Genomic DNA, 19,677 nt, shown 5'->3' on the forward strand with positions numbered 1-19,677 from the left:
ACGAGGTCGCCGCGCTACTGAACAACCGCCCCAGAAAAACCCTGGGATGGGATACTCCCCTCGAGGAGTACAACAAACGACTGCTCGTTGCGACGACCACGTGAACCCGTCACGAAGTTCCGCTCACATGCCGCAGGCTCTAGCCTTCGAGCAGCTTTTCGGTCGCGGCCAGCAACACGCAGGTCGCGACACCGTCCATCGACTTCTCCAGCTCATCGAGCGACGGGAAGCTCGGAGCGAGGCGAATGTTCTTGTCTTCCGGATCTTTTCCGTACGGGAAGGCCGAGCCGGCGGCCGTCAGAGCAATTCCGGCGTCCTTGGCCAGCGCGATCGAGCGCGCAGCCGTGCCCTCGAGCACATCGAGACTGATGAAGTAACCGCCCTTGGGTTCGGTCCAGGACGCGATCTTCGACGCACCGAGCCGGTCCTCGAGGATCTGCTGCACCAGTGCGAACTTGGGCCGGAGAATCTCGCGATGCTTGGCCATGTGAGCCCGCACCCCCTCGGCGTCGCCGAAGAAACGCAGATGACGCAGCTGGTTCAGCTTGTCCGGGCCGATGCTCTTCTTGCCGAGGTGCTTCTGATACCAGGCGAGGTTCTCCTCGGAGCTTCCAAAGAAGCTGACCCCGGCACCGGCGAACGTGACCTTCGAGGTCGACGCGAACACGAACGGACGGTTGGCGAACCCGGCCTCGGTGGCCATGCCCAACACGTCGTACGACGGCGCGAATTCCTCGGTCAATGGATGTACCGCGTAGGCGTTGTCCCAGAACAGGCGGAAGTCGGGCGCAGCCGCGGGCATGGTGGCCAGCGCGCGAACAACTTCTTCCGAGTAGACCGCTCCGGTGGGGTTCGCGTAGTTCGGCACCACCCACATGCCCTTGATCTGCGGATCCGACGCCACCAAGTTGGCGATCTCGTGCACATCGGGGCCGTCGGGTCCCATCGGAACCGGAATCATCTCGATGCCGAAGCTCTCGGTGATGGCGAAGTGTCGGTCGTAGCCGGGAGCCGGGCACAGGAAGCGCACGTTCGGCTCGGCCGACCAGGCTCGCGGCGAATCGGGCAGACCGTGCAGCAGCGCCCAGACGACGAGGTCCTGCATGATTTCGAGGCTGGCGTTGTTGCCGGCCAGCAGATTCTGCACCGGAATGCCGAGCAGCTCACCGAAGATGGCACGCAGTTCCGGCAGGCCCGCGAGGCCGCCGTAGTTGCGGCAATCGGTGCCGTTGCCGTCCTTGTAGTCCGCGCCCGGGAGCGTCAACAGCTCGGCGGCGAGATCGAGCTGCTCGGGTGACGGCTTGCCGCGCGTCAGATCCAGCTTCAGATTCTCGGTCTTGAGCTGCGTGTACTTCGCGCTCTGCCGCTCGTGCTCGGAGGCAAGCTCCTCATGATTCATCAGACCCAACTGGGTTTGCGCTGGCATGCGGAGCGGCCTCTCGGTGACTGGGTTCCCCGGACAATTCAGATGTCACTGAAGTAAAGGGGACCCCGCGCACCCGGCAGAGCCCATTGACCCTTGCTGCCTTCCGGCCCTGGGGGAGTTCACAGGATGCGCGCCGCGCGGGATCCGTTGGCAAGTGTAGCCGCCTCCCGTCGGGCAACGCATCACCACCCTTCACGCCTCCCGATTTGGGAGATGGTGGGGGTAACCGGGTAAGCTCCCCCACGGAGGATTCGCCTAGTGGCCTATGGCGCTCGCCTGGAACGCGGGTTGGGTTAACGCCCTCAGGGGTTCAAATCCCCTATCCTCCGCCAGAGAAGCCCCCGTGACATGTCACGGGGGCTTCTTGCTGTTCGGGGTTGTTCACCCGTCTGCCTTGGTTCGCGCGCACCCCGTTCGCGTCAATGGACCCTTGCACCGGTCAGACGTATGCAGCGGTCCATTCACGCAGTTCACGATTCCGCGTCGATGGCACATTGACGCGCACAGACGTGTGCAGTGGACCATTGACGCGGAACGGGGTGAAGCGAACCTAACGAGCCGACCAACCACCATCCATGGTGTAGGACGCTCCAGTGACCATGCCTGCGTTCTCGGAGGTCAACCAGCCGACCAGTGAGGCGACTTCGGCCGGTTCGACGAGTCTCTTGATGGCCGCCTCGGTGAGCAGGACCTTCTCCAGTACCTCGTTCTCAGGGATGTCGTGTGCCTTGGCCTGGTCGGCGATCTGCTTTTCGACCAGCGGGGTACGGACGTATCCCGGGTTGACGCAGTTGCTCGTCACACCGTGGGTGGCACCTTCGAGGGCCGTCACTTTCGACAGTCCTTCCAGTGCATGTTTGGCGGTGACGTAGGCGACCTTGAACTCCGACGCGCGCAGCCCGTGCACCGAAGAAAGGTTGACGACCCGGCCGAACCGGCGGGCATACATCCCAGGCAGCGCCGCACGAATCAACAGGAACGGAGCCTCCACCATCAGCGTCTGAATGCGACGGAACGCACCGGGGTCGAAGTCGACGATCGGTGCCACCGTTTGGATACCCGCATTGTTGACGAGGATGTCGACGTCCAACCGGAGATCGTCCAGCGCGGTGGTGTCGAGCAGATCGACCGACCACACCTCACCACCGATCTCCGACGCCAATTCCTTTGCGGCAACGTCGTTCACGTCGGCGACGGTGACGCGTGCACCGCGTCCGGCGAGCTCGCGTGCACACGCGGCCCCGATGCCGGACGCTCCCCCGGTGACGAGGGCGGAGCGTCCGTTCAGGTCGGTCATCGCTGTGCAGTCTTGTCGAGCAGGCCAGCCTTCGCCAGCTCGGCCTCGGTGGCCAGGTTCTTGGCGTCGGCGATGTCGATGCTTTCCAGCGCCAGTCCCTTGGTCTCCCGAGCGACGACGACGGCCACGACGGTGATCGCGCAGGCCACGGCCAGGTACACCGCGATCGGTACGGACGAGCCGTAGATGTCGAGCAGCTTGACCGCGATGATCGGGGCCAGCGAACCGGCGACGATCGAGGTGACCTGGTAACCGAGGGACACACCGGAGTACCGCATCCGCGTCGGGAACATCTCGGCCATGATGGCCGGCTGCGTGGCGTACATGAAGGCGTGGAACATCAGGCCGATGATGATGGCCAGCATGATGACGACGTTGTGGCCGCTGTTCATCATCGGGAAGGCGAAGAAGCCCCACGTGGCCGCGGTGACGGCACCGGCGAAGTAGACCGGGCGACGACCGACGCGGTCGGCGAGCTTGCCCACCAACGGAATTGTGCAGAAGTGGATCGCGTGGGCGATGAGCATCCACCACAGGATCGTGGAGGTGTCGGTGCCCACTTCCACCGAGAGGTAGGTGATCGAGAAGGTGACGACGAGGTAGTACATGACGTTCTCACCGAAGCGCAGACCCATCGCGGTGAAGACGCCGCGGGGGTAACGCTTGACGACCTCGAAAACGCCGTACGACGCGGCCTTGATGACCTCGGCCTGCTTGTGGGCCTCGAGGAAGATCGGGGCGTCGGAGACCTTGGTGCGGATGTAGTAGCCGACGAAGACGATGACGGCAGAGAGCCAGAACGCGACTCGCCAGCCCCAGCTGAGGAAGGCCTCGTCGGACAGGGTGGTCGTCAGCACCAGCAGCGCGACGGTGGCGAGCAGGTTGCCTGCGGGCACGCCTGCCTGCGGCCAACTGGCCCAGAATCCGCGGGACTTGTTCGGGCTGTGTTCTGCGACAAGGAGAACCGCACCGCCCCATTCGCCGCCGACGGCGAAGCCCTGGATGAATCGCAGGGTCACCAGCAGTGCCGGCGCCCAGTAGCCGATCGCCTCGAAGGTCGGTAGGCAGCCCATGAGGAACGTGGCTCCGCCGACGAGGACGAGGCTGAACTGCAGCAACTTCTTTCGGCCGTATTTGTCGCCGTAGTGGCCGAAGACGATGCCGCCCAACGGACGCGCGACGAAGCCGACGGCGTAGGTGACGAAGGCCGCGAGGATGGCGTCGAGCTCACTGGTTCCGGCGGCGAAGAAGATCTTGCTGAACACCAGCGTCGCGGCGGTTCCGTAGAGAAAGAACTCGTACCACTCGACGATGGTGCCCGCCATCGATGCCCCGACTACCTTCTTGAGGCCTGCGGGGGTGGCATCGGGGTCCGGTTCGGACCGTCCTGCCAGCGGCTGATCGACGCTCATTGACTCTCCTGTGTTACTCGGCACTTCGGGTTCATGCTTGTGACAGACCACACATCGGCGGGTTGCTCTGAGTATTGGTGCAGATCTTTGTCGACGCAAGAGCCATGAACGCAGGTCGGATCTGCAAAACTGCAGACATGACGCTCGGTGGTGCGAAGATCCCCAGTGCAGACGACCTACTTGTGCTCCTCGCTGTGAGCCGAACCGGTCGCTACAGTTCCGCGGCCGACGACCTGGGCATCAACCACACGACCATTTCCCGACGCATCGCCGCGCTCGAGGACACGCTCGGCGGGCGAGTGCTGACCCGCGCCGGCGGAGGCTGGGAGCTCACGCAGCTGGGCCGCGGCGCATTGACCGCGGCCGAGGCCGTCGAGGACGCCTTGCGCACGTTGGTCTCGACCGACGCCGGTGCGCTGGAGGGTGTGGTGCGCATTTCGGCGACCGACGGCTTCAGTGCCTATATCGCCGCCCCGGCAGCCGCGCGGGTGCAGCGAACGCATCCTCGGGTGTCGGTGGAGATCGTCGCCGTAACCCGGCGTGCGTCTCAGCAGCGATCGGGTCTGGACATCGAGATCGTCGTCGGCCAACCGCAGGTGCACCGCGCCGAGGCGATCCGGCTCGGGGACTACCGGCTCGGCCTGTACGCATCGGAGACCTACCTGGACGAGCACGGAACGCCACAGGTCCCGGCCGACCTGGCCGCGCACCCGTTCATCTACTTCATCGACTCGATGCTGCACGTCGACGATCTCGACCTGGCCCCTAACTTCACCCCGACGATGCGCGAATCGGTGACCTCCACCAACGTGTTCGTCCACGTCGAGGCCACCCGCGCGTCCGCGGGTATCGGACTGCTGCCGTGCTTCATGGCCGACCGTCACTCCGACCTCCAACGAATCCTGCCCGACGCCATCGCCGTGAAACTGACCTACTGGCTCGTCACCCGGAGCGAAACACTGCGACGGCCGGAGGTCTCGGCGGTGGTGGACGCGATTCGCGCCGTGGTCGACGAGCAGCGCGCTGCTCTGCTGGGCGAGAACTGACATCGCTGCGGCGTATACCGTCGAGAACAAGGAACCGTCGTCCGAGAAGGAGCATCCCCATGGCCGATATCGACTTCTATTTCGATCCGGTGTGCCCGTTCGCCTGGATGACCAGCAAATGGGTCCGCAAGGTCCAGGCCCAGCGCGACTACAGCGTCGACTGGCGGTTCATCTCGCTACGACTGCTCAATTCCCATATCGATTACGACTCGCACTTCCCACCCGAATACGAGGCCGGGCACACCGCAGGTCTGCGACTGTTGCGGGCGGCGGCCGCTGTTCGCCGTGAGCACGGGTCGGCCGCGATCGGACCACTGTACGAGGCACTCGGAACCCACATCTTCGACACCGAGGTGGTGCCCGACGACGCTGCGAGCCACGGACATCGCGGCACCGCCGCGTTCCTGGGGCCGATCCTCGAAGAACTCGGTCTACCCACCCATCACACTGCGGCACTGGATGATTCGACTCTCGACGAGGAGATCCGAGCCGAAACCGATCATGCGCTGTCGCTGACCGGCAAGGACGTCGGCACACCGATCATCGCCTTCGAGCCGCCGGACGGCGTTGCCTTCTTCGGTCCGGTGATCAGCCGTCTACCCAGCGACGAGGAGGCAGTGCCGCTGTGGGACAACGTCATCGGTCTCGCTCGCTTCCCCGGCTTCGCCGAGATGAAGCGCAGCCTGCGCGAGCTTCCCCAGTTGAAGGCCCTCGGGGTACAAGAAGACGAGGCGGGCGTGCAGCAGGACTGGCACGGTGGAAGTCGACGCCAGAAGAAGTGAATCCTCAGCTCGACACAGATCCCACGCGAACCTGAATGTGTCCGCCCCGTACCGACGCGGAGTGCAGCAGCTCGAGTGGTGGCGTCATCGCCGTCCACGGGTGAGCCTCGATGTCCGATCCACCGAGTCGACACGCAAGCTTCGCGAGCGGAGTCCAGGCCGCGGCTCGTCCGACGGGTCGCTGCATGTCGACGACGGCCACCACTCCGCCCTTGCGAGTGTGCGCGATCATCGAGTCGAGAGCCGCCTGCCACGGCGACATCAGTGACAGCGCGTAGGTGCTCAGAGCCGCATCGAACGGGGTCTCTCCCAGATCCGCGCCGGTGAGGGCTGTGGCGTCGGCTGCAACGAGCGTGACGTTGTTCCAGCCGGACCGGTCGGCTCGCCGTCGGGCCTGTTCGAGCATCTGCGGGCTGGCGTCGACTCCGGTGATCGATCCGGTGGGTCCGACCATCCGCTGCAACCCGGCGAAGTTCAAGCCCGTCCCGCAGCCGAGATCCAGAACATGGCTTCCGGCAAGCAGATTCAGCAGCTCGAACGCCGCCTCCCGGCCGGCGCGATACACGGGCCATTCGAAGGAGATCACGTCGTACAGGCGGGCCGACATCGTATATTTCGTCGGTCGTCTCATCTCGGTCCCTCCAGGGCGCGGGCATAGTGGGAGGCATGGGAATCCGTCGTTCGTCTTCGAGTGTGCCCGAGAACCGCGCCGACGTGGTCGTGGTGGGCGGCGGTACCGCCGGCATCGTGGCGGCGAAGACCGCGGCGGGCTTCGGCGTTCGCGTCGTATTGATCGAGCGCGACCGCACCGGCGGCGACTGCCTGTGGACCGGATGCGTGCCGTCCAAAGCACTGCTCGCGGCGGCTTCGGTGGCAGCGACGGTCCGGTCGGCGTCCCGGTTCGGCATCGACACCGAGCCACCGCGCGTGGATTTCGGGCGCGTGATGCAGCACGTGCACGGGTCGATCGCCGAGATCGCGCCGATCGATTCACCGGAGGCCCTCACCGAGGCCGGAGTACATGTGATCAGCGGTGACGCCGTGTTCACCGGTCCGAACACCGTTTCCGTCGGCACACGGCTGCTGCACTTCGGTCAGGCGATCGTGACCACCGGCGCGCATCCCACGGTGCCGGCGATCGACGGCATCGAGCACGTGGACTACCTGACCAGCGACACCCTGTGGGATCTGAAGGACCTGCCGCAGCGACTGCTGATCGTCGGTGCCGGGTCGGTGGGTTGCGAAATGGCGCAGGCATTTTCGCGCCTCGGTTCGGACGTCACCCTCGTCGGACGGTCTGCGACGATCCTGCCCCGCGAGGACGCGTCGGCAAGCTCGATTCTGACGCAGGCACTGACCGACGAGGGCGTGCGGGTGCTGACCTCCACCGCGGTCGTGCGCATCGACGACGGTTCGGCCACCACCGACACGGGTGTCGAGATCGAATTCGATTGGGTGCTCGTCGCCACCGGACGGACTCCGCGGACCGCGTCCCTCGGGTTGGATTTGGCCGGTGTGGAAGTGGACGACAACGGATTCGTTAAGGTCGACGAGCATCTGCGCACCACCAATCCCCGCATCTGGGCGGCCGGAGATCTCACCGGTCACCCTCAGTTCACCCACACTGCCGGTGTGCACGGCAGCCTGGCTGCGAGCAACGCCACACTGGGCCTGAACCGAAAAGTGAGCACGACGGGAACTCCACGGGTGACGTTCACCGATCCCGAGATAGCCTCGGCGGGAATCGATGTGCGGACCGCAAGGGAGCGAGGGTTACGGCTGCAGAACCTGGACCACCATCACGTCGACAGAGCCGTAACCGAGAGGACTACGAACGGTTCGACGATGCTGGTGCTCGACGGCAAGCGACGCATCGTCGGTGCCTGCGTGGTGGGTCCACGTGCGGGCGAGACGATCGGGGAGCTGATTCTGGCCGTCGAGCAGGGGCTACGCACCCGCGATCTCGCCGGGGCCACGCACCCGTATCCGACGTACAACGACGGGCCGTGGAACGCGGCGATCGCGGACGTCAAGGCGCAGTTGGGTTCTCCGGTGATCTCGCGAGCAGTTGGGGCCTTGGCCAAAGGCCGGAGCCTATGGATCAGGAGAGGGCGCGATACCCGGCGATGATCCGTTGACCGGAGCTCACCGCGACCACCACCGCCCAGACCACCGCGATCTGCCACGAGATTCCCGGCAACAGCAGCCAGAGACTGTGCACCGCTATGGTTTCGGCACCCTCGGCCAAACCGCCGAGGAACGACAGCGAGCGGCCGTCGTCGATGGTGCGACCGGTGCGCTCGGCGATCGAGGAGAACGCGAGAAACGCGGTGCCGTTGATGTAGTACGCCAGCAGCACCAGCAGGAACGGCCACCAGGGGGCGTCGTATCCGGCCGAGGCACCTACCGCGACGCCCACCACCGTCGTGCCGTAGACCACGAAGTCAGCTGTGATGTCGAAGAATCCGCCGGCCCCGGCTGTTGTCGCCCGCCTGCGTGCCAGCGGTCCGTCCAGGCCGTCGGCGATGCGGGAGACGATCCACAACACCAACGCAAGCCACCAGAACTGCAGGCCCGCCGCCAGTGCACTACCGAGGCCGAGCACCAGTCCTGCGGCGGTGATCCGGTCCGGGGTGATCGCGGGGCGGTCGAGGGCGCGGGCACAGCGATCGAGTGGCGCTTCGAGGTGGCGGCGCAGAAAGCTGTCGATCATTCGGCTGCACCGGTGAGTCCCAGGCGGCGAGCCAACAGGGCCGACCCGGCCGCGATAGCCAGGACGGCGAGCAGTGCGATGGCGAACGGCCACGACAGCGGGGACGTTCCATACGCACCGAGCGCGGTGTACGCGACGGTCGCGGGCACGATGCCGATCATGGTGCCCACCACGTAGTCCCGTTGCCCCACCGCACTGACTCCGGCCGCGTAGTTGACCAAGGAGAACGGCAGCGGCACCAAACGCACGAGCAGCACCGACAGCAATCCCCGTCGTCCGAGCATGGCGTCGAGTCGGCGGAGCCTGTCCCATTCGGTGCGGGCCACCTGCCCGCGTCCCAGCGCCCGCGCTCCCCAGTACCCGAGGTACGCCCCCATCGTGGCGGCGAACACCACGACGGTTGCGCCCACCGCCAACCCGAACAGCAGTCCCGACGCAATGGTCAACGTGCTGGCGGGGAACGGAGTGGCCGACAGAACGGCATAGAGCACGACGAACAGCGCAATGCCCCAGGGCCCGGCCGATGCCACTCGGTCACGGATGAACGACGGATCGGGTAAGTCGACGGTGCCGAGCACGACCACCAGAGCGATGACGACCACGGCAGCCGCGAGCAATTTCAGGGTGGTGCCTCGGCGACTACGCGTCGGGCGGTCCTGCGTCACGGTGTGTACCTCTCGTCCGGCGGTCAGGATCCATTGTGCACACGACCGGTACGCCCGCGTGTTCAGCGGTTGTCTCATTCGACCGATTACGGTGGTGAGGGCAGCGTCGACGACGGCTGCTTCGGTTGATCTGGAGGGCCCACGGTGATTCGATCAGTACGGTGCGCAGTGACGATTGCGGCGAGCGCAGGGCTGCTGCTCACGGCCTGCGCGGCACCATCATCGGAGGCTCCGCGCGCCGAGGACTTGTCCTGGAGCGAGATCCAGGAGCAGGCACAGGGGCAGACCGTCTCGCTGTGGATGTACGGCGGCGACGAGCAGGGCAATGCCTATGTCGACGACGTGCTCACTCCCGCGGCCGCCGAAGAAGGCGTCACGCTGCGCCGGGTGCCGGTGGAATCGACCACCGACGCCGTCAATCGCATCCTCTCCGAGCGACAGGCCGGGGTCACCGACGGCGAAGTGGATCTGGTGTGGGTCAACGGCGCGAACTTCGGCACCGGTAAGCAAGCCGGGGCGTGGCTGTGCGGCTGGACGCAGAATCTGCCGAACATGGAATTCACCGATCCCGAGGATCCGCTGTTGCTCGACGACTTCGGTACCCCGGTCGAGAATTGCGAATCACCCTGGCACAAAGCTCAATTCACCTTGGTTTACAACGCGGCCGCGATCCCGGATCCGCCGACGACGTTCGAGGGCGTGCTCGACTGGGCCCGCGCGAACCCGGGCCGCTTCACCTACCCCGCTCCCCCGGACTTCACCGGCTCGGTATTCGTGCGGGAGGCCTTGATCAACGCCTCCGGCGGCGTCGACGAGGTTCCGGCACAGTTCGATCAGGACTCCTACGATCGCCTGGCCCCGGCATTGTTCGATCAGTTGAACGAGCTCGCCCCGTCACTGTGGCGCGAGGGAACGACGTATCCGCAGTCTTCCTCCGAGCTCGACACCCTCTACGCCGGTGGCCAGGTCGACATGACGATGACCTACGGCCCCGCGACGCTCCCCCAGCTCGTCGCCGACGGCACCTATCCCCCGGAGACCCGTGTCCTCACTCTCGACGAGGGAACCGTCGGGAATGCCAGTTTCCTTGCCATCCCGTCGACGTCGGGGAAGTCGGCCGCCGCGCAGGTGGTTGCCAATCTCGCGTTGTCGCCCGAGCAGCAACTCGCGAAGGCGACGCCGGACGTGTGGGGGCAGTTCACCGTTCTCGATATCGACCGATTGCCCGATGACGCCCGCTCGCAGTTCGAGGCGCTGCCGAGCTCGACGGTTCTGCCCTCCTACGAGGAGCTGTCGGAAAACGCGCATCCCGAACTCTCGGCGGACTGGGTGACCCCGCTCGACGAGGGTTGGCGACGAAGCGTGCTCGCCGGGCAGTGAGCGCGTCCACGAAGAGCTTTCGCGGCACAGCGGCGGTACTCCCCGCCGTCGTCTTGGTCGTTCTGGTCGTCGGCGGCGGTCTCGGCACTGTGGTGCTGCAGAGCCTGGGGCTGATGCCGTTGGTCGGAACGCCCGAACTATCGGTCGACGCGTACGCCGCTCTGGGCGGTGATCTGTGGCGTTCGGTGGCGTTGACGCTGTCCATCGCCGTGGTCTCGACGGCGTTGGCCTCGGTGGTCGGGTTGGCCGCGGCGCTGACGGCGTTGTCGGGTGGACGCGCCGCGTTGGTCGCTGCTGGGGTGACCGTCACGGTGCCGCACCTGATCGGCGCGGCGGCGATGGCGCTGTTGCTGGCAGATTCAGGGATGCTGCCCCGCATCCTCGGTATGACCGACGGTAGCTGGCCGGAGTTGGTCGGTGGGAAGTGGTGGATCGCCGTCGTCGCCGAATATGCCTGGAAGGAATCGGCTTTCGTGGCCGTCGTCGTGGCCGGGACGCTCGCCACTCGCGTAGCTGCATTCGACGAGACGGCCGCGACCTTGGGTGCCGGCCGGTGGGCTCGGCTCCGTTTGGTCACGCTGCCGTTGGCTCGGCCCGCACTGATCGCATCGGCGGCCATCGCGTTCGCGTACACCGTCGGCTCCTACGAGGTGGCCCGCATCCTGGGGCGACCGTATCCGGAACCGTTGTCGGTGATGGCAATTCGCCTGTTCACCTCGATCGATCTCCAGACGCGTCCGCAGGCAGCCGCTGCCGCGACGATCGCCACCGCTCTGACGGTGGTGGTCGCTGTGGTGGCACTGCACTATCTGCGCAGATCGGCGGCGTGGAAATGAATAGGGTTCTTCCCGCTGTCGGCAGGTCCGTTCTGGTCGTGTGGTTCCTGCTGCCGCTGATTCCGGTTGTCTTGTGGGCCATCAGCAATCGCTGGTCGTTTCCCGGTTCGGTTCCCCAGGAATGGGGATTCGACGGTGTCCGCAGCGCCCTCGATGCCGGGGGCGTCGATGCTTTCGTGCGGTCTACCCTGCTCGCTCTCGCTGTGGCCGCCATCGCAACACCATTGGGCGCGTTGGCCGCTCGCGCCCTGGTGAACGGCACTGTGCGCTTCCCCGCTGTCGTGGCCGGTGTTCTTTTCGCGCCTGTGGCCCTGCCCCCGTTCGCCGTGGCCTTGGGACTCGATGTTCTGGTGCTGCGCTCGCGCATTCCGAGCACCGTGGCAGTGGTCGCGTTGCTGACCGTCGCGGCGATTCCCTACACGACTTACCTGATGCGAGTGGCATTCGGCGCGTACGACATCGGCTACGAGGAAGAAGCTCGCACACTCGGTGCGTCGAGTGCCATGGTGCTGCGGCGGATTCGCATTCCCCTACTGGCTCCGGCGTTGGCGGGGGCGGCGTTGCTCGCGTTTCTCGTGGCGTGGAGCGACTATGTGATCACCTTGTTGATCGGTGGAGGCAGACTGGTCACCGTGCCCATTCTTGTCGCCTCGTTCGCTGCCGGGACCGGTAATGATTCGGTGGTGGCTGCGCTGTCGGTCGCCGCCGTCGTACCGCCGTTGTTGCTGGTGCTCATGCTCGCCCGGCTACGTCGTAGGAGTGCACGATGAGCGTCGAATTGTCCGTCCAGGGGCTCACCAAAGTGCATGCCGGCCAATCGGTTGCGGCTCTGAATTCGTTGGATCTCACCGTGCCGCCGGGGTCGTGTACGGCGATTCTCGGGCCGTCGGGCTCAGGCAAGAGCACGGCACTACGGCTCATTGCGGGCCTGGATTCACCCACCGCCGGCACGGTGCGCATCGACGGTCGCGAGGTCAACGGTGTTGAGGCCGAGAACCGCGGCGTCGGGATGGTGTTTCAGCGCCCGATGTTGTTCCCGCACATGTCGGTACTCGACAACATTGGCTTCGCCTACCGCGCTGCCGGGGAGAGTCGCAAGCGTTCGCGCGAACGCGCCCGCGAGTATCTCGACCTGGTGCATCTGGGTGATATCGGGGGCCGAGCAGTGTCCGAGGTGTCCGGCGGGCAGGCGCAGCGGGTGGCGTTGGCACGTTCACTTGCGGGTTCACCGCGAGTGTTGTTGTTGGACGAGCCCTTCAGTGCGCTGGACCCAGTGTTGCGCACCGAGATGCATGATCTGGTTCGCGAATTGCGTTCGACGCTGGATCAGACTCTGTTGCTCGTCACCCACGATCAGCAGGAGGCGGCGGTGCTGGCCGATTCGGTGGCCGTGCTTATCGATGGTCGCCTGGAGCATCACTCCGATATCGCGACGGCCTACACGCGTCCGAGAACATTGGCGGTCTCGCGGCTGATGGGCGGGATGAACGAAATCGAGGGACAGTGGGATGGGGTTGGGGTGCATCGTTCCGATCTCGGGGAGCTGGAGGTCGAAGGAGTTACTCTGCCGGCCGGGCCGGCCGTGTTGCTGGTGCGTCATGAGCTGATCACGTTGGATGACAACGGGATTCGTGGGATTGTTTCGGGTCTGCGGCCTACCGGATTTCGTAGCATCGCTGACGTGACGGTGGGCTCGGTGACCGTGAGAGTGGAGTTGGCGGCGGGATCTACGGTAAAGGTAGGGGATGCAGCGGGATTGAAGATTCCGGGTGGGGCGCGGTTTGTTGTTGCAGGCTGACTGTAGGTCAAGAATGGTCGACAGCCATTCGCAGCGGCAACATTACTTGGTCAGCTTGGGATGCCTGGCGGCGTCTCTGAACCACAGTGATCAGGGTTCGGAGTCGACCGATTACCAGACACGTTCACGGCGGCGACTTCGTGCTGCCGTTGCTTCATCGATCGTCACCAACGCTTTCCGGCCTGACGAAGGGCGTAATGATGTCAGTAACAGCACTGAAGCGTCCGTGATGAGGCACGCCAGCTTGAGTTTGGTGGCGATGTCGTTAAACAACGGCCCGGCCGTCCTGCCTCTTTCAACGATCCCGTGTCTGTGGCCCGACTAGGGTTGTCCGATGTCACCGGTACGGTGAGCGGCATCAGGATGGGAAGAAGGACACCATGGCGGCGATGACGACGTCTCTTCGGGGCCGAGTCAAGAACACCGGTCTGCCGAAGAGCCATGCGCTGCTCCCGCTACTGGAAGCCGCCGTCAACGGCATACAGGCTATCGACGCGAGGTTCGTGGGCGACAGCTCCCGAGGTCGTCTCGACGTGAAAATCGTCCGCAGCCCACAAGCGGGGTTCGACCTCGAATTTTCCGGCCCAGGGCGGGCTCCGTTGGAGCCCATCGTCGGATTCGTAGTCACCGATAACGGTGTGGGGTTCAATGCGGAGAACATGAAGTCGTTCGAGACACTGGACAGTGACTATAAGTCGGCCGCCGGATGCCGAGGTGTGGGTCGCCTGTTGTGGCTCAAAGCGTTCAGCAAGGTGATGGTGAAAAGCACCTACGAGGACGAGCACGGCAACCTTCACGGTCGGCAGTTCAGGTTCTCGGTCGAGCGAGAGGTTGAGCCCATCGACTGGGCCGAGACGATGGACGATTCGGGGACGACCGTCGAGCTGGACAGCTTCGGCCCCGCGTACCAGAAGAGCGCGCCCAAAACAGCAGCGGCGATTGCCAGAGAGGTATTCGAGCACTGTATTTGGTACTTTTGCGGCCTGGTGGCGCGCCCGAGATACGGGTGATCGACGACGGCGAAGTGGTGCTACTCAAAGAGCTGATGGACGAGTTCGTCTTCTCGGAAATGCCGACAAAGACGGTCGAGGTCAAGGGCCAGAAGTTCGACATGGTCAATCTCTGCCTGAAGTCGTCGACTCGTAAACAGACCCCGAGAATATTCTGGTGCGCGGCTAGCCGCGTAGTGACGGAGGAGAACATCATCGGGAAGGTCCCCGGGCTCTACGGTCGGCTCACGGACCAGAACGGTGCGGACTTCACCTACGTCTGCTATCTCTCCTCGGACTACCTTGACGCGAACGTCCGCGCTGACAGAACGGCGTTCGACATTGACGAGACCATCGACGGCGAAGCAATCGAGGGCGAGATTACGCTCAATGACGTGCGAACAGCCGTGCTCGATGAGGTAAAAGTACTGCTTGCGGGCGCTCTGGCGACAGCCCAAGACGAGGGTAAGTTGCGGATCAATCACTACGTCAGCAATCGTGCGCCGCGGTACCGGCCTCTCCTCAAGCGAATGGAATCGTTAGGGCTAACAGTCGACCCGTCAATGAAGGACACTGAGCTGGAAGTGCTCCTTCACCGCGAACTCCAGAAGCTCGAAGCCGAGACCCTTGCTGAGTCACAACAGATTTTCGCCGAGCACGGTGCCGAGCGGCCCGCAGAGTACCAGGCGCGACTCGACGGGTACCTGGCGAAGGTCACTGACATTAACCAGTCTGACCTTGCGGCATATGTGGCACGGCGGCGGGTGATCCTCGAGGTCCTCGAGAAGCTCATCCGCTCGAATGAAGAAGGCAAGTACTGCCGCGAGGACGAGATTCACAATCTGCTGATACCGATGCGGAAGGACTCCAACGAGATCGGGACAGACGCCTCGAACCTGTGGATTATCGATGAGAGACTGGCCTTTCACGACTACCTCGCGTCGGACAAAACGTTCAACAGCATGCCCATCACAGACTCGAAGTCGACGAAGGAGCCGGACATCATCGCCACGCGGCTCGCCGGTAGCGCCGTGCTTGCTGCCGAACGCCAGACGGTCCCGCTCAGTTCGATTGTCGTCGTAGAGATCAAGCGCCCCATGCGGATCGATGCCTCGGAGGGAAACAATCCGATCGATCAGTGCTTGGGCTACGTGAAACAGATCCGCGAAGGGGGTGCCAAGACGAGCGAAGGCCGACTGATCCCGAGGTCGGAGGAAGCACCCGCATTCTGTTACATAATTGCGGACCTCACTCCTAAGATGATCGACCGTTGCGAATTGGCGAGTTTGCGTCCGGCCCAGGACGGTCTCTCATACTTTGGGTTCAACGATGCGCGACGCGTGTACATCGAGGTCATCAGTTTTGATGGTCTCGTTAACGGAGCCTCACAACGGAATCGTGCGTTTTTCGACAAGCTGGGACTGCCTGCGAGTCACTGAGAACTTCAACCGCGATGCCGGCCGGGTGACTAAGGCAACCGACACAGCCACCGAATGGTTAAAAATTAAGGTTTAATCCGACATGGAGACAACGAGATTCGTTGATCACGAATCGGATGGTGCACGGGCCCGAACCACACCACTCATGTTCGCTATCAGGAAGTCATGACCTGATCCTCGGACGCCGTGTACAGGGTCCAAAGTGTCATGACGGCCCGAAATTGGCCGTCAGCCGACAGGTGGGTTGGGGGAATCCCAAATGCGCGCGTACATCTCAGACACCAACGGCCACACTTCGTTTAGACCGTCCTCCACGGAGTCCACAGCAGCGGCGAGGTCGCCGAAGATGACGAACTCGTGGGGTACTACACGACGTGCTGAATCGCGCCGCCCGAGCGGATCTGAAATTCGCAGCGCGACTTGACCGTTTTGCCGGTTCCACGCGCTCGGTGCGTCTGACAGGTCACCGAAGACCTGTTCGTAGGCCAGCAGAGGATCGCTCAGTCCGGCATCGAGAAGGAACCGGAAGCCCCAGGTCCGACCCCGAGTCGCCCAGATCAAGCTCTCCGGATGTGCGGTACTGTCACTCACTTCGCATTCCTGATCACTTTATCGATGACGCCATGCTCGAGATCGAGCTTGAACTGCGTCAGAGTCGCTCGCAGGTAGTCATGCTTCGCGCGCGCCTGCTCGTTCATTTCTTCGAGTTTCGGTCCTACCAGCTTGACTGCTTCTTTCAACATCGGGAGCGCCACGGCCGCGACCTTGCCGGCGTTGCCTGCTTTGGCCAGCAACTTCTCGATCGGCGCGAATTTCTGATCTGCCAGGCCGGCCGCCAACAGCTCGGCACCGTCAGCGAGCGACTTGAGCACTTTGTAAGGAATATTGTGCTTTTGCTGCCACTGCACGCGACGTTCCAGCGGAAGAAGAGACGCAACCGGGAGTACGAGATCGAGACCAACGCGTTTCGTCAGGTCGATGTCGATCGGTTGCTGATCATTGGACCTCAGCTCGAACTTGGCGGACGAGAGCAACATGAAGTCTTCACCGATTGACAAGGCGGCCGGAGTATCGATGAATTCGGCGATGGTTGATCGAAGGTGTTCGATGTCCTCTGCCGCCTCAAGGATGACCAAATCGCGAAATGTGTCGACATTCCAATCCGGCAGCAGATCAGCTTTCGACAGGGCCAGGATCCAGATTCGGGGGAACTCGACGATGGGACCGTCCTCCAGCAGGTCGTTCTTGAGTCGGAGGAGCCCTTGACGGAAGTTGAACATCAGCGACTTCAGATACAGCTGTTCTTGGCCTCGATGATCGAGCAATTTCTGCCCGTCTACCAGAAGAATTGCGACATCGGACTTGAGCAGGGAACGGAAAGTGTCGGTACGTCGGTCGCGTTCTTCACCGCTGCTGGGCTCCTCTTCGAACCACTCGCCGGGATAGTCGTGCCACGCAAGACGCAGGACGTCAAACGGCCTTTTCTTGGCTGCGTCGCTGTCTCCGCCCCTAAGTTTGACCGAAAAGTAGTAGGTCGTGCTCCTGAAGCGGGTTTGTATCGGCGCAGATGCTTTGTCCCGCATACCGAGGTAATTCTTGTAGAGCCGAACCCCTTGTCCGACGTCATCAGCGACGAGATCCCACAGATCGTTCTTGAAGGACCCTTCCTGGGTCGGTCCGAAGAACGATGAAACAAGAACGGTCTTGCCCGAGCCGCTCTCGCCGAATACGGCAATGTGCTGCTCTCGAACTTTGGGGAACTTGGCCATGCCAGGACGGTACACAACGCAGCCGACAGCCTCGGTCTCGATAGGAGCACAAGCGTGGTCCCGCTCTTCTGAGTTGACGGCATCCGAGCACTGGCCGCGCTCGACATCCGGCTGATCACCCTGAGCAACGGTTGGGACCCACCCGCAGCACTTCAGCACACCGGACCTTGAGGCGACCTCTCTGCTCCACCTCGAGCAACTACTGCAGCACGCGACCTAGAGTTGTCCCCATGCCCGCCGGACGCTTCGCTCCCAGTCCCTCCGGCGACTTGCATCTCGGCAATCTCCGGACCGGCTTACTAGCCTGGCTCTTCGCCCGCTCCACCGAACGACGGTTCGTGATGCGCGTGGAAGATCTCGATCGCGTGAAAGCCGGCTCCGAGCAACGTCAACTCGACGACCTCGCCGCGATCGGCATCGACTGGGACGGGCCTATCATGCGTCAATCCGAGCGTCGGGAGATCTACGACGCCACGATTCGCACGCTCACCGCCGCGGGGCTCACGTACGAGTGTTTCTGCACGCGTCGGGAAATCCTGCAGGCCGCATCCGCGCCCCACGCACCCGACGGCGCGTATCCCGGCACCTGCAGAAACCTGACCGCTGACGAGAAAGCAGCGAAGGACCGCCCACCGGCCATCCGATTGCGTTCGCAGGTAACCGAATTCACCATCGTCGACCAGCTGCACGGCCTGTTCCGTGGTCAGGTCGACGACTTCGTCCTGCGTCGCTCCGACGGTGTACCCGCCTACAACCTCGCCGTCGTCGTCGACGATGGCGCACAAGGCGTCGACCAGATCGTGCGCGGCGACGACCTTCTCACCTCCGCGCCACGGCAGGGCTACCTCGCTCAACTCCTGGGCCTGACCCCCGCGACGTACGTTCATGTGCCCCTGGCTCTGAACGTCGAGGGCAAGCGCCTGGCCAAGCGGGACGGCGCGGTGACACTGCGCGAGCGGCCCGACGCGTGGTCGCTCATCACCGCCTCGCTCGGCAAACCGAATGCGAAGAACGCCGAGGAACTGCTCGAACAGTGGAAGCCGACGCTGGTACCGCGCGAACCGTGGGTGTTCGACCCCGCGAATACCTGACCTACCGACCGATCGAGATCACGTTGCAACGCGACAGGACCCAACTGCGCACGAATCGGACGTACAGTGACCGCGACAACTCATCCCGAGGGAGAAGGACACCATGACCTCAGGCGGCTACGACCCCGACAAGGATCCACAGAACCCCGGTGGTTATCCCCCGCCGCAGGGCGGCGGCTACCCACCACCCGGCAACTACCCACCCCCTGCGCAGGGCAACTACCCACCTCCGGGCAGCTACCCGCCTCCTCCCGGCGATTACCCCCAGCAAGGCGGCTACCCACCACCCGGTGGTTACCCACCGCCCCCGCAGGGCAACTATCCACCGCCTCCGGCGTTCGGTGAGTCACCTATGCCGACGCAGCTGTCCGTGGGAACGGCCATCGGCTACGCCTTCAACAAGTTCAAGGACAACGCCCTCGTCTGGGTCGGCATCGTCCTGGTCGCCGCGATCATCCAGGGCGTCTTGAACGTCGTGTTGAGCTCCGACAACGTCGTCTTCAGCCTGATCTTCAGTGTCGTCGTCGGCGTCGTCGCGCTCCTCATTCAGGCGGCACTCGTCCGCGGCGCTCTGCACGAGGTGGACGGGATCAAGCCTGCATTCGGGTCCTTTTTCCAGTTCGGCAATGTTGCCGCCGTCATCATCGCCGGCGTCCTCGTCGGCATTGCCACCAGCATCGGCTTCGTCCTGCTGATCATCCCCGGCATCGTCATCACGTTCTTCACATGGTGGACCTTCCAGTTCGTCATCGACCGCGGCGACGAGCCGATTCCCGCCATCAAGGCAAGCGCTCAGGCGATTGCCTCGAACGGTGGAACCCTTTTCGTGCTGGCCCTCGCCCTGGTCGGCATCAACATTGTCGGCGCACTCCTGCTCGGCATCGGCCTGCTGGCCTCCATCCCGATCACGATCATCGCCGGCACCTACGCCTACCGCGTCACCGTGGGTGGCCGCGTCGCCTGACGTGCAATCCGCCTCGATGGGCGCGCATCCCTCACCGGGGATTCGCGCCCATCGTCGTCTCGGTGCTTGG

18 protein-coding genes, 1 tRNA gene and 1 other RNA gene are annotated in these 19,677 nt (G+C 63.9%); 12 read left to right on the forward strand and 8 right to left on the reverse strand.

What is annotated here, in order from left to right; genetic code table 11:
• Positions 1-139: 139 nt before the first annotated feature.
• Positions 140-1,426 carry an aminotransferase class I/II-fold pyridoxal phosphate-dependent enzyme gene (locus MTX34_RS18670; protein ID WP_243594263.1) on the reverse strand — a complete coding sequence of 429 codons (1,287 nt, stop codon included), beginning with the start codon at positions 1,424-1,426 and terminating at the stop codon, positions 140-142.
• A gap of 54 nt (positions 1,427-1,480) precedes the next feature.
• An RNA gene (gene ffs / locus MTX34_RS18675) (signal recognition particle sRNA small type) lies at positions 1,481-1,575 on the reverse strand.
• A 95-nt stretch (positions 1,576-1,670) separates the two neighbouring features.
• Between ffs and MTX34_RS18680 the strand changes: the two genes are divergently transcribed.
• Positions 1,671-1,758 (forward strand) — tRNA-Ser (locus tag MTX34_RS18680).
• 218 nt (positions 1,759-1,976) lie between these two features.
• On the opposite strand, the gene MTX34_RS18685 is transcribed toward MTX34_RS18680, so the two are convergent.
• Both MTX34_RS18685 and MTX34_RS18690 read right to left on the reverse strand, forming a co-directional pair.
• Positions 1,977-2,723, reverse strand: a complete 747-nt coding sequence (locus MTX34_RS18685; protein WP_243610368.1) for a 3-hydroxybutyrate dehydrogenase — start codon at positions 2,721-2,723, stop codon at positions 1,977-1,979.
• On the reverse strand, positions 2,720-4,135 hold the full coding sequence (locus tag MTX34_RS18690; RefSeq protein WP_243610369.1) for an MFS transporter: 1,416 nt from the start codon (positions 4,133-4,135) through the stop codon (positions 2,720-2,722). The genes MTX34_RS18685 and MTX34_RS18690 overlap by 4 nt, the downstream gene beginning before the upstream one ends.
• A gap of 137 nt (positions 4,136-4,272) precedes the next feature.
• On the opposite strand from MTX34_RS18690, the gene MTX34_RS18695 reads away from it, so the two are divergent.
• Both MTX34_RS18695 and MTX34_RS18700 read left to right on the forward strand, forming a co-directional pair.
• On the forward strand, positions 4,273-5,181 hold the full coding sequence (locus MTX34_RS18695) for a LysR family transcriptional regulator (protein WP_243610370.1): 909 nt from the start codon (positions 4,273-4,275) through the stop codon (positions 5,179-5,181).
• A 59-nt stretch (positions 5,182-5,240) separates the two neighbouring features.
• Positions 5,241-5,963, forward strand: coding sequence for a hypothetical protein (locus MTX34_RS18700; protein ID WP_243610371.1), 723 nt, complete (start codon positions 5,241-5,243; stop codon positions 5,961-5,963).
• Positions 5,964-5,967: 4 nt separating this feature from the next.
• Here the strand turns inward: MTX34_RS18700 and MTX34_RS18705 are convergent, their stop codons facing one another.
• Positions 5,968-6,570 carry a class I SAM-dependent methyltransferase gene (locus MTX34_RS18705; protein ID WP_243610372.1) on the reverse strand — a complete coding sequence of 201 codons (603 nt, stop codon included), beginning with the start codon at positions 6,568-6,570 and terminating at the stop codon, positions 5,968-5,970.
• Between the two features lie 59 nt (positions 6,571-6,629).
• Here MTX34_RS18705 and MTX34_RS18710 point away from each other — a divergent pair, with 59 nt between their 5' ends.
• Positions 6,630-8,093, forward strand: a complete 1,464-nt coding sequence (locus MTX34_RS18710; RefSeq protein WP_243610373.1) for an NAD(P)/FAD-dependent oxidoreductase — start codon at positions 6,630-6,632, stop codon at positions 8,091-8,093.
• Here MTX34_RS18710 and MTX34_RS18715 read toward each other — a convergent pair.
• Together MTX34_RS18715 and MTX34_RS18720 are read right to left on the reverse strand one after the other, a co-directional pair.
• Complete coding sequence (locus MTX34_RS18715; RefSeq protein ID WP_243610374.1) at positions 8,065-8,676, reverse strand: CDP-alcohol phosphatidyltransferase family protein; 612 nt, start codon at positions 8,674-8,676, stop codon at positions 8,065-8,067. The two genes, MTX34_RS18710 and MTX34_RS18715, sit on opposite strands and share 29 nt — an antisense overlap.
• Entirely contained in the window at positions 8,673-9,341 is a 669-nt protein-coding gene (locus MTX34_RS18720; protein WP_243594271.1) for a TVP38/TMEM64 family protein, read from the reverse strand. Before MTX34_RS18720 ends, MTX34_RS18715 begins: the two co-directional genes overlap by 4 nt.
• A gap of 168 nt (positions 9,342-9,509) precedes the next feature.
• Between MTX34_RS18720 and MTX34_RS18725 the strand changes: the two genes are divergently transcribed.
• The 6 genes from MTX34_RS18725 (at position 9,510) to MTX34_RS18750 (ending at position 15,783) form a co-directional block, all read left to right on the forward strand.
• The gene (locus MTX34_RS18725; RefSeq protein WP_243610375.1) at positions 9,510-10,721 is read left to right on the forward strand and encodes an ABC transporter substrate-binding protein; all 1,212 of its coding nucleotides are present in this window, start codon (positions 9,510-9,512) and stop codon (positions 10,719-10,721) included.
• Positions 10,718-11,557 carry an ABC transporter permease gene (locus MTX34_RS18730; protein ID WP_243610376.1) on the forward strand — a complete coding sequence of 280 codons (840 nt, stop codon included), beginning with the start codon at positions 10,718-10,720 and terminating at the stop codon, positions 11,555-11,557. The genes MTX34_RS18725 and MTX34_RS18730 overlap by 4 nt, the downstream gene beginning before the upstream one ends.
• Entirely contained in the window at positions 11,554-12,327 is a 774-nt protein-coding gene (locus tag MTX34_RS18735; RefSeq protein WP_243610377.1) for an ABC transporter permease, read from the forward strand. The genes MTX34_RS18730 and MTX34_RS18735 overlap by 4 nt, the downstream gene beginning before the upstream one ends.
• Positions 12,324-13,355 carry an ABC transporter ATP-binding protein gene (locus tag MTX34_RS18740; RefSeq protein WP_243610378.1) on the forward strand — a complete coding sequence of 344 codons (1,032 nt, stop codon included), beginning with the start codon at positions 12,324-12,326 and terminating at the stop codon, positions 13,353-13,355. The genes MTX34_RS18735 and MTX34_RS18740 overlap by 4 nt, the downstream gene beginning before the upstream one ends.
• Before the next feature lie 380 nt (positions 13,356-13,735).
• Positions 13,736-14,365, forward strand: coding sequence for a hypothetical protein (locus tag MTX34_RS18745; protein WP_243610379.1), 630 nt, complete (start codon positions 13,736-13,738; stop codon positions 14,363-14,365).
• Positions 14,362-15,783 carry a hypothetical protein gene (locus MTX34_RS18750; RefSeq protein ID WP_243610380.1) on the forward strand — a complete coding sequence of 474 codons (1,422 nt, stop codon included), beginning with the start codon at positions 14,362-14,364 and terminating at the stop codon, positions 15,781-15,783. The genes MTX34_RS18745 and MTX34_RS18750 overlap by 4 nt, the downstream gene beginning before the upstream one ends.
• A gap of 587 nt (positions 15,784-16,370) precedes the next feature.
• Here MTX34_RS18750 and MTX34_RS18755 read toward each other — a convergent pair.
• Complete coding sequence (locus MTX34_RS18755; RefSeq protein WP_243610381.1) at positions 16,371-17,552, reverse strand: ATP/GTP-binding protein; 1,182 nt, start codon at positions 17,550-17,552, stop codon at positions 16,371-16,373.
• A 230-nt stretch (positions 17,553-17,782) separates the two neighbouring features.
• On the opposite strand from MTX34_RS18755, the gene gluQRS reads away from it, so the two are divergent.
• Both gluQRS and MTX34_RS18765 read left to right on the forward strand, forming a co-directional pair.
• Positions 17,783-18,643 (forward strand): tRNA glutamyl-Q(34) synthetase GluQRS, encoded by an 861-nt coding sequence (gene gluQRS, locus MTX34_RS18760; protein WP_243610382.1) that lies wholly within the window; start codon positions 17,783-17,785, stop codon positions 18,641-18,643.
• 103 nt (positions 18,644-18,746) lie between these two features.
• Entirely contained in the window at positions 18,747-19,607 is an 861-nt protein-coding gene (locus MTX34_RS18765; RefSeq protein WP_243610383.1) for a hypothetical protein, read from the forward strand.
• Positions 19,608-19,677 lie beyond the last annotated feature (70 nt).

The organism is Rhodococcus sp. ARC_M5 (genome assembly GCF_022810405.1).
Taxonomy (GTDB): Bacteria; Actinomycetota; Actinomycetes; order Mycobacteriales; family Mycobacteriaceae; genus Rhodococcoides; species Rhodococcoides navarretei.

Excerpts from the sequence above, each read along its gene's own strand:
- MTX34_RS18670 (WP_243594263.1), bottom strand. The coding sequence starts at position 1,426 with ATGCCAGCGCAAACCCAGTTGGGTCTGATGAATCATGAGGAGCTTGCC.
- MTX34_RS18685 (WP_243610368.1), bottom strand. The coding sequence starts at position 2,723 with ATGACCGACCTGAACGGACGCTCCGCCCTCGTCACCGGGGGAGCGTCC.
- MTX34_RS18690 (WP_243610369.1), bottom strand. The coding sequence starts at position 4,135 with ATGAGCGTCGATCAGCCGCTGGCAGGACGGTCCGAACCGGACCCCGAT.
- MTX34_RS18695 (WP_243610370.1), top strand. The coding sequence starts at position 4,273 with ATGACGCTCGGTGGTGCGAAGATCCCCAGTGCAGACGACCTACTTGTG.
- MTX34_RS18700 (WP_243610371.1), top strand. The coding sequence starts at position 5,241 with ATGGCCGATATCGACTTCTATTTCGATCCGGTGTGCCCGTTCGCCTGG.
- MTX34_RS18705 (WP_243610372.1), bottom strand. The coding sequence starts at position 6,570 with ATGTCGGCCCGCCTGTACGACGTGATCTCCTTCGAATGGCCCGTGTAT.
- MTX34_RS18710 (WP_243610373.1), top strand. The coding sequence starts at position 6,630 with ATGGGAATCCGTCGTTCGTCTTCGAGTGTGCCCGAGAACCGCGCCGAC.
- MTX34_RS18715 (WP_243610374.1), bottom strand. The coding sequence starts at position 8,676 with ATGATCGACAGCTTTCTGCGCCGCCACCTCGAAGCGCCACTCGATCGC.
- MTX34_RS18735 (WP_243610377.1), top strand. The coding sequence starts at position 11,554 with ATGAATAGGGTTCTTCCCGCTGTCGGCAGGTCCGTTCTGGTCGTGTGG.
- MTX34_RS18740 (WP_243610378.1), top strand. The coding sequence starts at position 12,324 with ATGAGCGTCGAATTGTCCGTCCAGGGGCTCACCAAAGTGCATGCCGGC.
- MTX34_RS18745 (WP_243610379.1), top strand. The coding sequence starts at position 13,736 with ATGGCGGCGATGACGACGTCTCTTCGGGGCCGAGTCAAGAACACCGGT.
- MTX34_RS18755 (WP_243610381.1), bottom strand. The coding sequence starts at position 17,552 with ATGGCCAAGTTCCCCAAAGTTCGAGAGCAGCACATTGCCGTATTCGGC.
- gluQRS (WP_243610382.1), top strand. The coding sequence starts at position 17,783 with ATGCCCGCCGGACGCTTCGCTCCCAGTCCCTCCGGCGACTTGCATCTC.
- MTX34_RS18765 (WP_243610383.1), top strand. The coding sequence starts at position 18,747 with ATGACCTCAGGCGGCTACGACCCCGACAAGGATCCACAGAACCCCGGT.